Origin of the sequence: Azospirillum sp. B21 (genome assembly GCF_008364825.1) — a bacterium.
In the GTDB taxonomy this organism is placed as follows: domain Bacteria; phylum Pseudomonadota; class Alphaproteobacteria; order Azospirillales; family Azospirillaceae; genus Azospirillum.
The window spans coordinates 129857-148234 of sequence record NZ_VTTO01000007.1; the positions used below are offsets into that span (position 1 = coordinate 129857).

Sequence of the window (18378 nt, forward strand, 5' to 3'; positions counted from 1 at the left end):
TCATCAACACGAATGATCGCTCTGGGAGAAACGTCATGGCGGACCAGCCCGCGCGGCCACCGGAAGAAGACCGCAAACCCGCTTTCCATGGCGCCGCGCACGGCGCCGGCGCCGGCGGATCGATCCTGCTCCCGGACATGCCGTTTCCGGAGCGGCGGCCCGGACAGCCCGGCGGAGGGACGGCGCAGCCGTCCGGTCCGGATGACCGGCAAAGCAACAAACGATAAGTCCAATCGGGGACGGAATCAGTCGGGAGGGTTCATCTTGAAATTCGGCATTTCCGCCAAGCTGGCATTCGCCGCGGCCCTGGCGATCGGCACGGCATCTTTCACCGCCCCGGCTTCGGCCGAACTGAAGTCGGTGGAGATCATCGCCCCGGCCAATCCCGGCGGCGGATACGACCAGCATGCCCGCGCGATGCAGCAGGTGATGCAGAACCACAAGCTGGCGTCCGGCGTCCAGGTGGTCAACATCCCCGGCGCCGGCGGCACCATCGGGCTCAGCCAGTTCGTCACGTCGAAGAAGCGCAATCCCGGCATGATGATCAGCGGCCTCGGCATGATCGGCGCCATCCTGATCAACAAGTCGCCGGTGACGCTGGATCAGGTGACGCCGCTGGGCCGCCTGACCGGCGAATACCAGCCGATCGTCGTCGCGGCGGATTCGCCGATCAAGACGCTCGACGACCTGATCCGGAAGTTCAAGGCCGATCCCGGTTCGGTTTCCTGGGGCGGCTTCGCCGTCGGCAGCCCCGACCACATCCTCTACGCCCTGATCGTCAAGGCGGCGGGCGGCGATGTCGGCAAGATGAACTACATCGCGGCCGGGGCCGGCGGCGAGATGATGGCATCGATCCTGGGCGGCCACATCACCGTCGCCACCGGCGGCTACAACGAGATGGCCTCGCAGCTCCAGGCCGGAAAGCTGCGCGCGCTCGCCATCTCCGCGCCGCAGCGCGTTCCCGGCATCGACATCCCGACCTTCAAGGAACAGGGCGTCGACGTGGAGCTGGTGAACTGGCGCGCCGTGATGGCGCCGGGGACCCTGAAGGCGGACGAGCTGAAGGCGATGGACGAGGCCATCGGTGCGATGGTCAAGACCGACGAATGGAAGCAGATCGCCAAGGAGCGCGGCTGGATCGACCTCTACCTGCCGTCCGACCGCTTCGCCGCCTTCCTCAAGGAGGAACGCGCACGGATCGGAGCCGTGCTGACCGACCTCGGACTCGTCAAGTAACGCGCCTTTCAACAAGAAGCACCACCAGGAGGAACCCCATGGGCACCCGTCGCGCCACTCTGTTCAAGGGCCTGTTCACCGCCGCCGCCCTGATCGCCGGCACCGTCACCGCCACCCCGTCGCTGGCCGAGTTGAAGGGGCTGGAGATCATCGCCCCGGCCAGCCCCGGCGGCGGTTGGGACCAGCATGCGCGCACGCTCCAGCAGGTCCTGCAGAACCAGAAGCTGGCGTCCGGCGTTCAGGTCGCCAACATCCCCGGCGCCGGCGGCACCATCGGGCTGGCGCAGTTCGTCACCGCCAAGAAGCGCAATCCCGCCATCCTGGTCGGCGGCCAGATCATGCTGGGCGCCATCGTCACCAACAAGTCGGCGGTCACGCTGGACCAGGTGGCGCCGCTGGCCCGGCTGACCGGCGAATACACCGCCATTGTCGTGCCGGCCGACTCACCCATCAAGTCCTTCGGCGACCTGCTGCAGAAGTTCAAGGCCGATCCCGGTTCGGTGTCGTGGGGCGGCGGATCGGCCGGCGGCAGCGACCAGATCCTCGCCGGCCTGATCGCCAAGGCGGTCGGCGTCGACCCGGCGAAGGTCAACTACGTCGCCACCGCCGGCGGCGGCGAGCTGCTGGCCTCGGCGCTGGGCGGCCATGTGACGCTGGGCATGGGCGGCTACAACGAGTTCGCACCGCAGTTCCAGGCCGGAAAGCTGCGCGCCATCGCCGTCTCCGCGCCGCAGCGACTCCCCAACACCGACACCCCGACCCTGAAGGAACAGGGCGTCGACCTGGAATTCGTCAACTGGCGCGGCATCTTCGCCCAGGCCAACGCCAAGCCGGCCGAGATAAAGGAGCTTCAGGAGGCGGTGGCCAAGGCGGTCGCCAGCCCCGAATGGCAGGACATCCTGAAGCAGCGCGGCTGGATCGACCAGTACCAGCCGGCCGACCAGTTCGCCGCCTTCCTGAAGGAAGACCGCGCCCGCATCGAAGGAACGCTGAAGGACATCGGCGTGACCAAGTAACGGCGGCTCCCGCGGGCGTCCCACGGGCGTCCGCCGGCCACTGAATAGAAGCTGGGAGGATGCGATGACCACTGGCCGCAGTTTGCGGATCGGCGAAGCCTTGCTCGGCGGCGGCCTGTTCGCCCTGGGCGCGCTGATCGCCGTCGAGACCATGCTGACCCCGTCCGCCGGCCGAGGGGTCGTCGGCCCTGCCCTGTTCCCCTACCTGATCGCGGCCGGCCTGATGCTGGTCGCCCTGTCTCTGCTGCGCGAGGCGTTCGCCGGACACATCGCCCATGACGCCGGGCTGGAGCTGGACCTGCGGGCGGTGGTGCTGGTCGCGGCCGGGCTGGCCGCCCAGTTCCTGCTGATCGAGTATCTCGGCTGGATTCCGTCGGCCGCCCTGCTGTTCGTCGCTGTGGCGCGCGCGTTCGGCAACCGCCGCTATCTGCTGAACGCCGTGTTCGGGCTCGTGCTCGCCGGCGGGACCTTCGCGGTCTTCAACTACGGCCTCGACCTGAACCTGCCGATCGGCACCGTCGGCGAGTGGTTCCTGCCGGCCGAATAAGCGTCCTTTCGGGAAGGAAACGCATCCATGGACACCCTCGCCGCGCTCGGCCACGGCTTCCTCGTGGCACTGACGCCCTACAACCTGCTGTGGTCGGCCATCGGGGTCACCGTGGGCACGGCGGTCGGCGTCCTGCCCGGCATCGGCCCGGCGCTCACCGTGGCGCTGCTGCTGCCGGTCACCTATCATCTGGAGCCGACCTCCGCCTTCATCATGTTCGCCGGCATCTATTACGGCGCCATGTATGGCGGCTCCACCACCTCGATCCTGCTGAACGCGCCGGGCGAGTCGGGCAGCATCGTCACCGCCATCGACGGCCACGCCATGGCAAAGCAGGGCCGCGGCGCCCAGGCGCTCGCCACCGCCGCCATCGGTTCCTTCATCGCCGGCACCATCGCCACCGCGGCCCTGACCTTTGTGGCGCCGCTGATGGTGAAGATGGCGCTGCTGTTCGGCCCGGCCGAGTATTTCGCCCTGATGGTGCTGGCGCTGACCACCGTCACCGCGGTGCTGGGCAACTCGCTCGCCCGCGGGCTGGGCAGCCTGTTCCTCGGGCTGGCTCTGGGTCTGGTCGGCATCGACATGCAGACCGGTCAGGCGCGGTTGGCCTTCGGCGTGCCGGAACTGCTGGACGGCATCGACACCGTCGTCGTCGCGGTCGGCCTGTTTGCGGTCGGCGAGACGCTCTACGTCGCCTCGCGCTTCCGCTTCGAGCGGGAGGAGGTCTATGCGCTCAAGGGCTCCAAATGGATGAGCCGCGAGGACTGGTCGCGCTCCTGGAAGCCGTGGCTGCGCGGCACCCTGCTGGGCTTCCCCATTGGTGCGCTTCCTGCCGGCGGCAGCGAGATCCCGACCTTCCTGTCCTATCTGGTCGAAAAGCGCTTGGCGAAGAAGCCGGAGGAATTCGGCCACGGCGCCATCGAGGCGGTGGCGGGTCCGGAAGCCGCCAATAACGCGTCCGCCGCCGGCGTGCTGGCGCCGCTGCTGTCGCTCGGCCTGCCGACCTCGGCCACGGCGGCGATCATGCTGGCCGCCTTCCAGCAATACGGCCTGCAGCCGGGTCCCACGCTGTTCGACAGCAACCCGGAGCTGGTCTGGGGCATGATTGCCAGCCTCTATGTCGGCAACGTCCTGCTGCTGTTGCTGAACCTGCCGCTGGTGGGGATGTGGGTGAAGCTGCTGGTCATTCCGCGGCCCTGGCTCTATGCCGGCATCCTGGTCTTCTCCACGCTGGGCGCCTACACGCTGAACAACAATGTGGTCGATCTGGTCATCCTGTGGGTGATCGGGCTGGTCGGCTTCGGCATGCGGGTGCTGAACGTACCGGTGGCGCCCTGCGTCGTCGGGCTGATCCTGGGGCCGCTGGCCGAACAGCAGTTCCGCCGCGCGCTCGCCATCAGCCAGGGCGACGCCACCGTCTTCATCACCCATCCGATCTCTGCCGCGCTGCTCGCCATCGCCGTGCTGCTGGTGGTCGGTCCGCTGGTGATGCGCCGCCGCAGCCGGACCGCCGCGTCCGACCATGCCGGCAAGACCTCGGCTGTCTGATCGGCGGCTGTCTAATTTCCCCTTCCAGCCTGAAATCCGGAAGCCGCCTGGATTCCGCAAGCCGGTCCCTGTACGGAGAACACGCCATGAAGAAGGTTCTCGTCCCCCTCACCGGCCGTCCGCTGGACCGCCGCGCCGTCGCCTCCGCCTTCCTGGTGGCCGAACGCTTCGGCGCCCATGTGGAGGGGCTCAGCGTCATGCCGCAGGTGGAAATCCGCACCTCCATCGAAACCGCCGCCATTCCCAAGGCACTGGTGGAGCAGCTGATCCGCATCGGGCAGGCCGAACAGGCGGAGGTGGTGGACGCCGCCCACCAGCTGTTCGACGAGTTCCGCGGCCGTCACGGCGGCGTCACCGCCACCTGGCAGCAGGCGACCGGCCCGCTGGCGGAAACCGTGTCGGAAGAGGCGCGTCTGGCCGACGTGACCGTGATCGCCCAGGCATCCGACGGCACCAACGCCATGGGCCCGGTGATCGAGGCGGCTCTGTTCGGCTCCGGCCGGCCGATTGTGCTGGCTCCCAAGGCGGAGCCGTCGTCGCTCGGCGGCACGGTCGCGGTCGCCTGGGACGGCGGCGCTGCGGCGGCCCGCGCGGTCGCCACGGCCATCCCCTTCCTGCACCGGGCCGGCAAGGTCGTCGTGCTGTCCACCGACACGCCGCCGGACAGCCGCTCGGCCGATCCCGACCGCCTGACCGGTTATCTCTCCCTGCACGGCATCGTCGCCACCGTCCAGCGGATCTCCGTGTCCTCCGGCGTCAGCCGGGCGCTGCTGGACAACGCCCAGGCGCTTGGCTGCGACCTGCTGGTGATGGGCGGCTACGGGCACAGCCGCGTCCGCGAGCGGGTGTGGGGCGGCGTGACGCTCGACATCCTGCGCGAACCGCCTACCCTGCCGATCCTGATGGCCCATTGAAGCGTAGGACAGGTCCAGACCGGAGGGGCAGCCCATGCGCATTCTCGTCGTCGAAGACACCGAGGACCTGGCCGACGCCATCGTCCACCGCCTGCGCAAGCTGGGCTATGCGGTGGATTGGGTGGCCGACGGCCAGGAGGCGGAGGAGCTGCTGCGCCGGGAGCCCTACCAGCTCGTCCTTCTCGACATCATGCTGCCGGGGATCGACGGGCAGGCGCTGCTGGGCCAACTGCGCCGGCGCCGCAATGCCACCCCGGTGCTGATGATGACCGCCCGGTCGCAGGTGAACGTGAAGATCGACCTGCTCGACCTTGGCGCCGACGACTTCATCGTCAAGCCCTTCGACCTGCGCGAGCTGGAGGCGCGCTGCCGGGCGCTGTTGCGCCGCTCCCACGGCATGGCGTCGTCGCGCACCGAATTCGGCAACATCCTGTTCGACGCCGCCGCCAAGCTGGTCGAGGTCGACGGCCGGCCGGTCGAATTGGGCGGGCGCGAGTTCCGGCTGCTGGAGCTGTTCCTCGGTCATCTCGGTGCGGTGATGTCGAAGGAGGACCTGATGGACCGCCTGTTCAGCCTGGACCAGCCCACCGCGCTGAACGCCATCGAGTTGTACGTCTCGCGGCTGCGGCGCAAGATGCAGGGATCGTCGATGGAGATCCGCACGGTTCGGGGGCTGGGATATGTGGCGGAAATCCGCAACGGGGAGTGAGGGGACCTATTCGCTGCGCCGCCGCCTGTTCATCCGGCTGCTCGGCGTGCTGGCGGTGCTGACCGGCTGCCTGTTCCTGTTCGTCGACGCCTATGCCCGACGGGCCGCCGACGCCGCCTTCGACCGGCTGCTGGCCGCCTCCGCCCTGTCCATCGCCGACACGGTGCGCGTGCAGGACGGGCAGTTCCTGGTCGATCTGCCCTATTCCTCGCTCAGCATCCTGGCTCAGGGTGGAGAGGAGCAGGGCGGTGGGCGCGACCGTCTGTTCTACCGCATCGTAGCGCCGGACGGATCGCCGGTCACGGGATACGACGACCTGCCGGTGACCGCCAAGTCGGGCGGCAGCGTACGCCCGCAATTCGCCGACGCCACCTACCGCGATGCGCGGGTGCGCGTCGCCACCCTCGACCGCTTCGTGGCGCAGCCGGGGCTCGCCGGCTGGGTCACCATCGCCGTCGCCCAGACGCGGGAGGAACGGCAGGCGCTGGCGCGCGACATCCTCGCCAACGCCTTCCTGCCAATCGTCTTCGCCATGCTGGCCGTGGCCGGGCTGGTGTGGTTCGGCATCCGGCAGGCGCTGGCTCCGCTCGGCTCGCTGGAGCGCGTGCTGCGCGACCGCCACGCCCGCGACCTCTCCCCCATCGCCATGCCGCCTCCGCAGGAGGTGTCGCAGTTGGTCCACGCGATCAACCAGCTGATGGAGCGGCTGAAGTCGAACCTGGACACCATGCAGACCTTCCTGGCCGACGCCGCCCACCAGATCCGCACGCCGCTCGCCAGCCTGCGCCTGCAGGCCGAGCTTGCCGCCGACGAGGACGATCCCGCCGCCCTGCGCCGCATCGCCCAGCGCGTCCACCGCAACGCCGTGGAGGCCAGCCAGCTCACCAGCCAGCTACTCAACCACGCCATGGTGATGCACCGCAGCGAGGCGCTGAATCCGGAGAACGTGGACATCGGCGCCCTGCTGGAGCAGGTGATCCAGCGGGCGCGGCCCGTCGCCGGAGAAACGCCGATCCGGCTGGAGGTCGATCCCGCGGCCGAACCGGGCCTGGTCCCCGGCGACGCCATCAGCCTGCGCGAGGCGCTGACCAATGTGGTCGACAACGCCGTGAAATATGCCGGGTCCACCGGCGCCATCGACGTGTGCCTGACCCGTCGGCCCGGCGACCGCGGCCTGCGCATCGAGGTGGCCGACCGGGGCCCCGGAATTCCGGACGCGGAGAAGACGAAGGTGTTGACCCGCTTCGGACGTGGCAGTTCTGCGGCCGGGGTCGCCGGCAGCGGGCTGGGGCTTGCCATCGTCCATTCCGTCGCCGAGGCGCATGGCGCCACCCTGTCGCTGCTCGACCGTCCGGGCGGCGGGCTGGTGGCGCGGATCGACTTCCCCGGGGCGCTCGCCGGCACCACTGCCGCCACCGGGTCCGATCCCGTTGCCGGTCCGTCCGGCGGCCGCGCGGCATTGCTCGCCGTGGCCTTCTCGGCATTGACCGGCCTCTGGTCGCCCCAGCAGTCGGCAGCGCAAACGGCGACCCCAGCGACGACGCAGACCATCACCTATCCGGCCCCCGGCACGGCGCGGGACCGGCTGCGCATCTTTGCTGCCACCGACCGGCAGGCGATGGAGCCGCTGGTCCTCGACTTCCAGCGCGTGCATCCGGACATCACGGTGGAGTATGTCGACGTGGGCACGTCCGAGCTCTACGCCCGCGCGGTCAAGGATGCCGAGACGGACAAGCCGGACCTGCTGATCAGCTCCGCCGCCGACCTTCAGGTCAAGCTGGTGAATGACGGCCACACCCAGCCCCACATCCCGGCCGACAGCCAATTCCTGCCGGGCTGGGCCAACTGGCGGAACGAAGCCTTCGGCTTCACCTTCGAGCCGGCGGTGATCGCCTATGACCGCAACCGCCTGCCCGACGACCGGGTGCCGCGCACCCGCGACGCGCTGATCCGGCTGCTGCGCGAGGATCGCGCCCATTACGGCCGGCTGGTCGCCACCTACGACGTCACCATCAGCGGCATCGGCTATCTCCTGGCCTCGCACGACGCGCTGCTGTTCAGCCAGTACTGGCAACTGGTGGCGCTGATGGGCAATGCCCAGGTGCGGACGGCCTGCTGCAGTGCCGACCTTCTCGACATGGTGGAGCGCGGCGAGGCGCTGATCGCCTACAATGTCCTGGGCTCCTACGCGCGGGCGCGGGTGGCGGCGGGCGCCCCCATCGGCATCGTGATGCCGGAGGACTACACGCTGGTCATCTCGCGCGTGGCGGTGATCCCGAAATCGGCCCCGCGCCCCCGGCTGGCCGGCCTGTTCATCGATTATCTGCTGTCCACCCGCGGGCAGGAGGTGGTCGCCGACCGCTCCGCCCTGTACGCGCTGTCCTCCTCGGTGACCCGCGAGGCCTCGGCCGCCGGCCTGCGCTCCAGCACCGTGGCGCCCCTGCAGCCCATCGCGCTCAGCGCGGCGCTGCTGGTCTTCCTCGACCCGCTCAAGCGCGGGACTTTCCTGCGGCAATGGCGGTCTGCGGTGCAGCTGCCCTGAGGCTTGGCCGTCACAGGATCCCGAGCCGCTCCTTGATCTGCGGGAAGAAGCGCCGGCTTACGGGAATGACCTGCCCGCGTTTCGTGCTGATCTCCGCAAGGCCGTTTTCCAGGAAGTTGATCTTCTCGATGCAGTCGGTGTTGACCAGATATTGACGGTGGCAGCGCAGAAGCGGCGTGCGGTCCTGCAGGATGTGGAGGGGGAGTTCCGTCGGTCGTTCGGTGCCGTCGGTGGAGACCACATAGACGCCGCTGACGCCGGACGCCACATGCTCGACATCCTCCATGCGCACCAGCTGCACATGGTGCTGCCCGAAGCAGGGAATCTGGCGGAGCTGGTTGGCGCCCGGAAGCTGGTCGATCTTCTGCGGTTCGCGGTCGCGGCGAAGGCGCTGCAGCGTCTTGTCGAGACGGGCCTGGTTGACCGGCTTTAGCAGGTAATCGAAGGCATGCTGCTCGAACGCTTGCACCGCAAACTCGTCGTATGCCGTCAGGAAGACGATGTGCGGCATCTTTTCATGGTCGAGCATGCTCAGCATTTCGATGCCGCTCACCCGCGGCATCTGGATATCCAGGAAGACCACGTCCGGCTTTTCCCGATTGATCACGCCGACGGCGTCGATGGCGTTGCTGCATTCCCCGATGACGTTGATGTCGTCGGTCTTCGAGAGAACGCGGCGAAGTTCCTTGCGGGCCAGCGGTTCGTCATCGACGATGAGCACGTTGATCATTTGGAAGCGGCCTCCAGAGGAACCCGGATCGTGATGCGGGTGAAGACGTCCCGCTCGGACGCAACGGTAACACCGTATGAAGGACCGAAACAGTTCTTGATGCGGCGGTCGACCAGACTCATGCCGAGCCCCTGACCTGTCGGTTTCGGCTCGTAAAGCCCGGCATTGTCTTCGACATCAACGACGAGAACTTCGCCCTCCTGCCGGGCCTTTATGGAAACATGGCCGGGGCGGAGCAACTGCGACGTGCCGTGCTTGATCGAATTCTCCACCACCGGCTGGAGCGTGAAGGCCGGCAGCCGCACCCGGCCCAGGCTGTCGGGGATGTCGATGTCCACCGACAGGCTGTCGGAAAAGCGCGCGAGTTCGATCTGCAGATAGGCGTTCACATGCTCGATTTCCTCGGCCAGCGGGGCGATCTGGCTCGGGCGCTTCAGATTCATGCGGAAGAAGGTGGACAGGTCGCCGATCAGGTCGCGGGCCTTTTCCGGATCGTCGCAGGTGACGGCGGCGATGGTGTTCAGCGCGTTGAACAGGAAATGCGGGTTCACCTGGGCGTGCAGAAGCTTGATCTCCGCCTGCGCCAGCATCGCCTTCTGCTGCTCGTAGCGGCCGGCGAGGATCTGGCTCGACAGCAGCTTGGCGATGCCCTCGCCGAGCGTGCGGTTGATGGTGGAGAACAGCTTGGTCTTGGGCTCGTACAGCTTGATCGTGCCGATGACGTGGCTGTCCTCGCCGACCAGCGGGATGACCAGCGACGCCCCCAGCGGACAGGTCGGGCTGATCGAACACTGGTAGGCCACCTCGTTGCCGTCGGCATAGATGACTTCGTTGTTGGCGATGGCGTCCAACGTGCTCGCCGAGGAAATCCGCGTGCCGGGCAGGTGATGGTCATCGCCGATGCCGATGAAGGCAAGGATCTTCTCGCGGTCGGTGATGGCGACGGCGCCCACCCCGGTCTCCTCATAGATGATCCGGGCGACCGTCATGCTGTTTTCCTGGTTGAAGCCCCGGCGCAGGACGCCGTCGGCCCGCGCGGCGATGGCCAGCGCCTTGGCGGAGAACAGGCTGGACTGCCGCTCGATCAGCGCCCGGCGGTCGAGCAGTATGCCGATGAACATCGCCGCACCCAGCGTATTGGCGATCAGTTCCGGCACCGCGATCAGCAGCACGATCTCCAGCGTCTCGCCGAAGGGCCTCGCCACCGCCAGATCGATCAGCAGTTCCAGCACCACCCCGACGAAGGTCAGCGCGCCGGCCTTGACGGGATCGAACAGGGTGCGCACCTTGCCTTTCCTGATCAGGTGGCGGTGCATCAGGCCGCCCAGCAAGCCCTGCGCGACGATGCCGAGGGCGGCCGCGAGCGCGAAGGATCCGCCCAGCGAATAGCGGTACAGCCCCCCGGTGATTCCCACCGCGACGCCGACCACCGGCCCGCCGAGAAGCCCGCCGAGCACCGCGCCGATCGCCGGCGTGTTGGCGATGGCATGGACCACCGGCATGCCGAGGATGGCCCCCATCATGCAGAACAGCGAGAAGATGACGTAGCAGGCCAGCTTGTGCGGCGGCCGGATCGTCACATGCGTCAGCGGAATGAAGAACTTCGTCCGGCTGAGGAGATAGGCCACCACCAGATAGACGCACATCTGCTGGAGAAGGACCAGAGAGAGGTCCACGAGATTGATTTGCATCGGTTGAGGCTCCCTGCACCCGCGCGTCCGGACCGTCCGATCCGCGCAGATGGGCAACGGCATGTGCTGGGCTGAGGCGCATGGTGTGAATGATCCCCGGCCGAAAGGCCAGTGCGAAGCGGCGGAGCAGTTTCACGCACCCCAGATCCCCCTCTCCCCCCCGGGGAGAGGGTCGGGGTGAGGGGGATGCACTGCGTGCCCTCCCGAGAATCCTCGCCACGTCACCCCCTCACCCTAACCCTCTCCCCGGGGGGGAGAGGGGACTCCGCCGGCATGGGGCTATGCGCTCGCCCCCTACCGCCTCCGCTCATTTTTCCATTCCGCCGCTCATTTCGCTATTCCACCGCTCCCGAGTTCGGTCAGGAATTGCCGGCGGGGTGTTGCTAGGCTTCCTCCAGGTCAACAAAGCGCAGCCTTTCCGTGATGGCCTGAACATCCACGATCAAAGGCATGCTGGAGGCATAAAATGGTCAGCATCTCAACGGAATCCACGAGGCTTGGCAATCCTCCACTGCCGTGGACCAAGCATGACACCATGTGGATGCTTGGGCTCTTCGGAACGGCTATTGGCGCAGGCACGCTTTTTCTTCCCATCAACGCCGGGCTCGGCGGTTTCTGGCCGCTGGCGGTCATGGCGGTCATCGCCTTCCCGATGACCTATCTGGCCCACCGGGGCCTCTGCCGCTTCATCCTGTCCTCGTCCAAACCGGGCAGCGACATCACCGAAGTGGTGACCGAGCACTTCGGCGCCACGGCGGGCAAGCTCATCACCCTGCTGTACTTCTTCACCATCCTGCCGATCCTGCTGATCTACGGCGTCGGCCTGACCAACACGGTCCAGAGCTTCATGGTGCATCAGCTGGGCATGGCGCCGCCGCCGCGCATCCTGCTGTCGCTGGGCCTGATCCTCGGGTTGATGGCCGTCATCAAGCTGGGCGAGCAGATGGTCGTGCGGGTCATGAGCTGGCTCGTCTATCCCTTCGTGCTGGTCCTGATGGGCATCGGCCTGTACCTCGCCCCCGACTGGAACGGTGCGATCCTCAGCCAGACCCCGACCGCCAGCCAGTTCAGCCTGACCCTGTGGCTCAGCATCCCGGCCCTGGTGTTCTCCTTCAACCACTCCCCGGCCATCTCCCGCTTCGTCGTCGCCCAGCAGAACCAGTATGGCGAAGAGGCTGAATCGCAGACCACCCGCATCGAGAAGTATGCGGTCGTCATGATGGTCCTGGTCGTCATGTTCTTCGTCTTCAGCTGCGTCTTCAGCCTGACCCCGCAGGAACTGGCCGACGCGAAGGCCCAGAACATCTCCATCCTGTCCTATCTCGGCAACAAGTTCGACAACCCGCTGATGGCCCTCCTGACCCCGGCCGTGGCGTTCGTGGCGATCACCAAGTCCTTCTTCGGCCACTATCTCGGCGCCCGCGAAGGCCTGAACGGGCTGATCTCCCAGCAGCTTCGCAGCCAGGGCAAGCCCGTCAACCTCAAGGCGATCAACAGCTTCAGCGCCCTGTTCATGGTCGCCGCCGTCTGGATCGCCGCCACGCTCAACCCCAGCATCCTCGGCATGATCGAATCCCTCTGCGGTCCCATCATCGCCGCCCTGCTCTTCATCATGCCGATGTACGCGATCCGTAAAGTACCGGCCATGCGCAAATACGCCGGCCAGCCGGGCAACGTGGTGGTCTTGTTCATCGGCAGCGTCGCGATGTCCGCCATCCTCTACTCCCTGCTCAGCCTCTGACGATCCCACTCTCTCCCCTGCCCATCGTTTCCGCTCAAGGCGGCCCCGTCCACCGCGACGGGTGCCGCCTGAAGCGACGAAGAGAAGACCCGGCCAGGCATCTCCCCACAGGTTTCCGGGGCCGTCCACAGGAAGGAAGCACGCCATGATCAGCATGTTCGACCTCTACAAGGTCGGTATCGGCCCCTCCAGTTCGCACACGGTGGGACCGATGAGGGCGGCCAAGCAGTTCGTGGACGCCCTGCGCTCCTGCGGCGGGTTCGATGCCACATCCCGCGTCGCGGTGGACATCTACGGTTCGCTGGCGCTGACCGGCAAGGGCCACCACACCGACGTCGCCCTCATGCTCGGCCTCGCCGGGAACCTGCCGGACACGGTTGCCATCGACACGATCCCCGCCTTCCTGCAGCAGGTGCGCAATTCGCACAGCCTGCCGCTGGGACAGGAGGGCAAGCCAATCGACTTCCCGCCGACCGCCATCACCTTCCACCGGTCCAACCTGCCCCGGCACGAGAACGGCATGACGATCCAGGCCTTCGACGGCGACCGGCTGCTGCTGGGCAAGACCTATTATTCGATCGGCGGCGGCTTCGTCGTCGAGGACGAGAATTTCGGCAAGCAGAGCGGCGAGGAGGTGGAGCTTCCCTACGCTTACGCCTCCGCCGCCGAGCTGCTGGCCCATTGCCGGAAGACCGGCCTGTCCTTCTCCGGCCTGATCCTCCAGAACGAGCTGCGCCTGCACAGCCATCAGGAAATCCGCGACTATTTCGCCAACATCTGGCAGACGATGCGCGCCTGCATGGACCGCGGCATGACGACCGAGGGCGTGCTGCCAGGACCGATGCGGGTCCCCCGCCGGGCCGCCATCCTGCGCCGCCAGCTCGCCTCGTCGGAAGCGCTGTCGCGCGATCCGATGAACGTGGTCGATTGGGTCAACATGTTCGCCTTCGCGGTGAACGAGGAAAACGCGGCGGGCGGCCGCGTCGTCACCGCGCCGACCAACGGCGCCTGCGGCATCGTCCCGGCGGTGCTCGCCTACTACCACAATTTCATCAAGCCGGTGGACGAGGACGCCTGCGTCCGCTTCTTCCTGGCGTCGGCCGCCATCGGCGCGCTCTACAAGCGGAACGCCTCCATCTCCGGCGCCGAGGTCGGCTGCCAGGGCGAGGTCGGCGTCGCCTGCTCGATGGCCGCCGGCGGCTTGGCCGACCTGATGGGCGGCAGCCCCGAACAGGTGTGCATCGCCGCCGAGATCGCGATGGAGCACAATCTCGGCCTGACCTGCGATCCGGTCGGCGGGCAGGTACAGATTCCCTGCATCGAACGCAACGCCATGGGCGCCATGAAGGCGATCAACGCGACGCGCATGGCCCTGCACCGCACCAGCGAACCGCTGGTGTCGCTCGACAAGGTCATCGAGACGATGTTCGAGACCGGCAAGGACATGGATCCGAAATACCGCGAAACCTCCTGCGGCGGTCTGGCGGTCAAGGTGATCGCACAGACCTCCCCGCAGACGCAGGACACAGACGGCATCAATTGGGCGGCCTGACGCCGCCCAGGATCCTCCTTTACAAAGGGCGCCGCGTCACCCGACGCGTGCGCCCTGTCGCGTCAGGGTGACCGGCGACGCGTTCGGAGGCCACAGCAGCGCGGACTCCACGCCCAACCATCGGCAGAGCACCGGCCAGGTGCCGGCATGCGCGACGATCAGCGGAGGGCGGCCGTCCGCGGGGACCGGCAAGCCGTCCAGCGCCGCGGAGACGCGGGCACCGAATGCGGACAGACTTTCCCCATTCGGCACCTCCTCGCGCAACAGGTCGGCGGGAATGGCCCCGCCCTCCAGATCGCCCCAGCGGCGCTCCTCCAGACCGGCGACCGGGACGACCGGAAGCGCCAGCGCCTCGGCCAGAATGGCCGCCGTCTCAAGCGCCCGGCGTTGCGGACTGCTGTAGACCGCCGCGACCTGCTGCCGCCCGGCGACCAGCGCCGCGGCGGCCTCCTGCGCCTGCGCCCGGCCCCGATCGGTCAGCGACACATCGCGCGAGCCGGCAAGCCAGCCGCCGAGGTTGCTCTCCGTTTCGCCATGGCGGCAGAAGATCACCGTGTTCAGCATGACAGTCGCTTCACCAGATCGGCGAACCCGTCGAGGACGCCGTCATGCGGCAGGCCGGCGAGCGGCACCCGGGCATAGCCGTAGGGCACCACCAGCACCCGCGCGACACCGGCCGCACGGGCAGCGGCCACGTCGTGCTCGTTGTCGCCGACGAAGACGGCCTCCTCCGGCCGAACCTCCAGACGGGACAGCAGGCCCAGCAACGGCTCCGGCGACGGCTTGCGGGTCGGATAGCTGTCGCCGCCGACCACCGCGGCGAAGCGGTCGGCGATGCCCAGATCATCGAGCAGCCGCAGGGTCGCCGCCATCGGCTTGTTGGTGCAGACGCCGAGCATGAGGCCGGCCGCCGCCAGCGCCGCCAGCGTATCGGCGACGCCGGGATAGAGCGCGCTGTGGGCGCTGGGGTCGGCCTCGTAGATTTCCAGGAAGCGTTCGACGCAGCGGGCCGCCTCGTCCGGAGCCGGAACGCCGCCGGTGGCGGCCAGCACGCGCTCCACCAGCTTGGGCGCTCCGTCACCGACGAAGGAGCGCACCGACGGCAGATCGACCGGCGGGCGTCCCAGCTCGGCGAGCAGGGCGTTGGAGGCATGCATCAGGTCGGCGACGCTGTCCACCAGCGTGCCGTCCAGGTCGAAGGCAACCGCACGGATGGGGCGGCGGGCGAGGCTATCGGCGGGGTTGGTCACGGTCACGGCACCTTACTGGCGGAGGAAGCGGGCCTTGTCGGCCGCGAGGTCGAGGATGATCGGAGCATCCGGCGAGAGCAGAGCATCGCCCGCCTGATGCGGCGCGTCCACCTGCACCAGCTGCCCGCCGACATCCACCGCATAGCGAATGGAGGCGCCGAGGAACTCCCGGTGCCGGATGACGCCGGTCAGCCGGGCATGGCCGGGAGCCGGCGGTCCGCCGTCGGCCCGGATGGCGAGGTTCTGCGGACGGAACATCAGCTTGCCCCCAGTTCCCGCCCCGGCACCACCCGCCTCCTGCGGCGGCAGCGCCACCGGCGTTATGCCATTGCCGACGAAGACGCTGCCGGCAGCGCCGTCGCTTCGCACCTCGCCGTCCAGCACGTTGGCAGTGCCGAGGAAGCCGGCGACGAACAGGTTGGCGGGATGGTCGTAAAGGTCCTGCGGGGTGCCGACCTGCTGCACCTTGCCATCGTCCATCACCGCGATGCGGTCGCAGATGGTGTTGGCCTCCTCCTGGTCGTGGGTGACGAAGATGGTGGTCAGGCCGAGCTTGCGCTGCAGGCTCAGCAGTTCCTGGCGCATCTGCACCCGCAGCTTGGCGTCGAGGTTCGACAGCGGCTCGTCGAGCAGCAGGATCTTCGGCTCGATCACGACGGTGCGGGCCAGCGCCACGCGCTGCTGCTGGCCGCCCGACAGCTGCGAGGGCCGGCGGTCGGCCAGATGCTTCAGCCCGACCAGATCGAGGGCGGCGTCCACCCGCCGCTCGATCTCGGCGCGGGGCACGCGCCGCTCCTCCAGCCCGAAGGCGACGTTGCGGCGCACGGTCATGTGCGGCCACAGGGCGTAGCTCTGGAACACCATGCCGACATCGCGCCGGTGCGGCGGCAGGGTGGAGATGTCGCGCCCACCGATGCGGACTTCGCCGCGCTGTGCCGTGTTGAAGCCGGCGATCAGCCGCAGCAGCGTGGTCTTGCCGCAGCCCGACGGGCCGAGGAAGGCGAAGAACTCGCCCGGCTTGATGGCGAGGTTCACGTCCTTCAGCACGTGGTTGGTGCCGTAGGACAGGTTCACGCCCTCGATGTCGACGCCGACGCTCTCGATCTGGGCGGCGAGCGCGGCCGGAGAAAACTGGTGGTTCATGACGATGGTTTCCCTCACTGGTCCTGACCGCGTTCGCGGCGGCCGCGCTCGATGACGACGTGCGACAGGTAGGTGCCCAGGCCCACGATGATGACGGCGAAGATGCCCAGCGCCGCCCCCGGGCCGCGTCCGGCCGCCGACTGCATGTAGACGTAGAGGCCGTAGGCCAGCGGCGCGTCGCTTTGCGAATGGACCAGCATGATGGTCGCCGACAGCTCGACCGCCGCGGTGGCGAAGCTGGTGACGAAGCCGGCCAGGATGCCGCCGGACATCAGCGGCACGACGATGCGACTGACCGTGCGCAGCTTGGTGGCGCCGAGATTCTCGGCCGCCTCCTCCAACGAGGAGCTGACCTGCTGCAGGGCCGCGGTACAGGCACGCAGGGCATAGGGCAGCCGGCGGATCGCCAGCGCGAAGACCAGGATAAGCCAGAAGTTCGACAGCGGCTGACCGGTGAAGGGCATCGGCACGCCGTAGAAGCTACGCAGATAGCCGATGCCCAGAACGACGCCCGGCACCGCCAGCGCCGCCATCGCGATGTAATCCAGCCATTGACGGCCCGGCAGCTTGGTTCGCAGGACCAGATAGGCGATGGCGGTGCCGATCACCACGTCCAGCAGCGCCGCCAGCGAGGCGTAGAGCAGCGTGTTGGTGATGTACTGCCCGCTCTCGGTGAAGACGGTTTGGTAATGCTTCAGCGTGAAGGCGTCGGGAACCGGGCTGAAGGACCAGATGGTGGCGAAGGACAGCAGGCCCAGCCCGACATGCGGCGCCAGCACCAGCACCAGGATCAGCAGCACGATGCCATAGGCCGCCACCATCTCCAGCGGCTTCAGGCGCCGCTTGGCCAGACCGCCGCCGCCGCGCTGCACCGTGGCGTAGTCCTTGCCGCGCATCGCCAGTGCCGACACCCAGAGCGCCAGCAGCGAGCAGGAGATCAGCACGACGGAGATGACGTAGCCCATCGGATCGGAAATGCCGATCGAGGAGATGCGCAGGTAGGCCTGCGGCGCCAGCATGTCGTTGACGTTCAGCAGCAGCGGCGTGCCGAGGTCGTCGAACACCTTGATGAAGACCAGCGAGGCCCCGGCGACATAGCCCGGCATCGCCAGCGGGAAGACGATGCGGCGGAACAGGCGGAAGCCGTGGCAACCGAGATTCTGCGCCGACTCCTCCATCGCCCGGTCGATGTTCTTCAGGCTGGCCGACAGGTTGATCAGGATGAAGGGGAAATAATGGATGCTCTGGACGAAGATGACGCCGTTCAGCCCCTCCATGAAGGGGATCGAGAAGCCGAAATGGTCGCGCAGCAGCAGGTTCACGGACCCGTTGCGCCCGAACAGCAGCTGCATCGCCACGGCGCCGATGAAGGGCGGCATGATCAGCGGGATGATGCCGAGGCTCTGGATCAGCACGGAGCCGCGGAATTCGAAGCGCGTGGTCAGATAGGCCAGCGGCAGGGCCAGCAGGCTCGCCACCACCACCGACATCGCCGAGACGTAGAAGGAATTGGCGAAGGACCGCATGAACAGGTCGTTGCCGAAGAAATCGGCGAAATTCACCAGGGTGAAGGCCCCCGTCGTCTTGTCCTGGAAGGCGACGAAGATGACCTGGACCACCGGAACGACCAGGAACAGCAGCAGGAAGGCGGCGATCAGCAGCGCGGCCAGCGCCGGCCCCGGCCGCACGCGCGCGATGCGGTCGCGCGTGAGCGCAAGTGACGTCATGGAAAGGCCCGTGAACTGGGGAGGTCAGGAGG

Annotated in this window: 16 protein-coding genes; 10 read left to right on the forward strand and 6 right to left on the reverse strand. The window is 67.8% G+C overall.

All coding sequences use genetic code 11. The annotated features are described in order from the left end of the window. Positions 1 to 35: 35 nt before the first annotated feature. The 8 genes from FZ983_RS34170 to FZ983_RS18350 all read left to right on the forward strand — a co-directional run bounded on the left by FZ983_RS34170 (position 36) and on the right by FZ983_RS18350 (position 8512). A complete protein-coding gene (locus FZ983_RS34170; protein WP_188092398.1) occupies positions 36 to 227 on the forward strand; it encodes a hypothetical protein in 192 nt (63 codons plus the stop codon). A gap of 37 nt (positions 228 to 264) precedes the next feature. Further along, on the forward strand, positions 265 to 1236 hold the full coding sequence (locus FZ983_RS18320; RefSeq protein WP_149224959.1) for a tripartite tricarboxylate transporter substrate-binding protein: 972 nt from the start codon (positions 265 to 267) through the stop codon (positions 1234 to 1236). Positions 1237 to 1274: 38 nt separating this feature from the next. Then, positions 1275 to 2252: a tripartite tricarboxylate transporter substrate-binding protein gene (locus tag FZ983_RS18325; RefSeq protein WP_149224960.1), complete on the forward strand. Its 978-nt coding sequence runs from the start codon at positions 1275 to 1277 to the stop codon at positions 2250 to 2252. A 64-nt stretch (positions 2253 to 2316) separates the two neighbouring features. Further along, entirely contained in the window at positions 2317 to 2799 is a 483-nt protein-coding gene (locus FZ983_RS18330; protein WP_149224961.1) for a tripartite tricarboxylate transporter TctB family protein, read from the forward strand. Between the two features lie 27 nt (positions 2800 to 2826). Then, complete coding sequence (locus FZ983_RS18335; protein ID WP_149224962.1) at positions 2827 to 4347, forward strand: tripartite tricarboxylate transporter permease; 1521 nt, start codon at positions 2827 to 2829, stop codon at positions 4345 to 4347. Positions 4348 to 4433: 86 nt separating this feature from the next. Then, entirely contained in the window at positions 4434 to 5261 is an 828-nt protein-coding gene (locus FZ983_RS18340; protein ID WP_149224963.1) for a universal stress protein, read from the forward strand. A gap of 34 nt (positions 5262 to 5295) precedes the next feature. Next, a complete protein-coding gene (locus FZ983_RS18345) occupies positions 5296 to 5970 on the forward strand; it encodes a response regulator transcription factor (protein ID WP_149224964.1) in 675 nt (224 codons plus the stop codon). After that, the gene (locus FZ983_RS18350; RefSeq protein ID WP_149224965.1) at positions 5942 to 8512 is read left to right on the forward strand and encodes an extracellular solute-binding protein; all 2571 of its coding nucleotides are present in this window, start codon (positions 5942 to 5944) and stop codon (positions 8510 to 8512) included. Before FZ983_RS18345 ends, FZ983_RS18350 begins: the two co-directional genes overlap by 29 nt. A 10-nt stretch (positions 8513 to 8522) precedes the next feature. On the opposite strand, the gene btsR is transcribed toward FZ983_RS18350, so the two are convergent. Next, entirely contained in the window at positions 8523 to 9242 is a 720-nt protein-coding gene (gene btsR, locus FZ983_RS18355; protein ID WP_149224966.1) for a two-component system response regulator BtsR, read from the reverse strand. Continuing rightward, positions 9239 to 10933: a sensor histidine kinase gene (locus FZ983_RS18360; protein ID WP_149224967.1), complete on the reverse strand. Its 1695-nt coding sequence runs from the start codon at positions 10931 to 10933 to the stop codon at positions 9239 to 9241. Before FZ983_RS18360 ends, btsR begins: the two co-directional genes overlap by 4 nt. 466 nt (positions 10934 to 11399) lie before the next feature. Here FZ983_RS18360 and FZ983_RS18370 point away from each other — a divergent pair, with 466 nt between their 5' ends. Both FZ983_RS18370 and FZ983_RS18375 read left to right on the forward strand, forming a co-directional pair. Continuing rightward, a complete protein-coding gene (locus tag FZ983_RS18370; RefSeq protein ID WP_149224968.1) occupies positions 11400 to 12674 on the forward strand; it encodes a serine/threonine transporter in 1275 nt (424 codons plus the stop codon). A gap of 145 nt (positions 12675 to 12819) precedes the next feature. Beyond that, the gene (locus FZ983_RS18375) at positions 12820 to 14226 is read left to right on the forward strand and encodes an L-serine ammonia-lyase (protein ID WP_149224969.1); all 1407 of its coding nucleotides are present in this window, start codon (positions 12820 to 12822) and stop codon (positions 14224 to 14226) included. A 36-nt stretch (positions 14227 to 14262) separates the two neighbouring features. Here FZ983_RS18375 and FZ983_RS18380 read toward each other — a convergent pair whose 3' ends face one another. From FZ983_RS18380 to FZ983_RS18395, 4 genes are read right to left on the reverse strand one after another with little or no spacing between them, the layout of a single operon-like run. Continuing rightward, positions 14263 to 14790: a histidine phosphatase family protein gene (locus tag FZ983_RS18380; protein ID WP_149224970.1), complete on the reverse strand. Its 528-nt coding sequence runs from the start codon at positions 14788 to 14790 to the stop codon at positions 14263 to 14265. Continuing rightward, positions 14784 to 15476: a phosphoglycolate phosphatase gene (gene gph / locus FZ983_RS18385; RefSeq protein WP_188092399.1), complete on the reverse strand. Its 693-nt coding sequence runs from the start codon at positions 15474 to 15476 to the stop codon at positions 14784 to 14786. The genes FZ983_RS18380 and gph overlap by 7 nt, the downstream gene beginning before the upstream one ends. Positions 15477 to 15488: 12 nt before the next feature. Then, positions 15489 to 16619 (reverse strand): ABC transporter ATP-binding protein, encoded by a 1131-nt coding sequence (locus FZ983_RS18390; protein ID WP_149224972.1) that lies wholly within the window; start codon positions 16617 to 16619, stop codon positions 15489 to 15491. A gap of 14 nt (positions 16620 to 16633) precedes the next feature. Next, positions 16634 to 18346, reverse strand: coding sequence for an iron ABC transporter permease (locus FZ983_RS18395; RefSeq protein ID WP_149224973.1), 1713 nt, complete (start codon positions 18344 to 18346; stop codon positions 16634 to 16636). Positions 18347 to 18378: the final 32 nt, after the last annotated feature.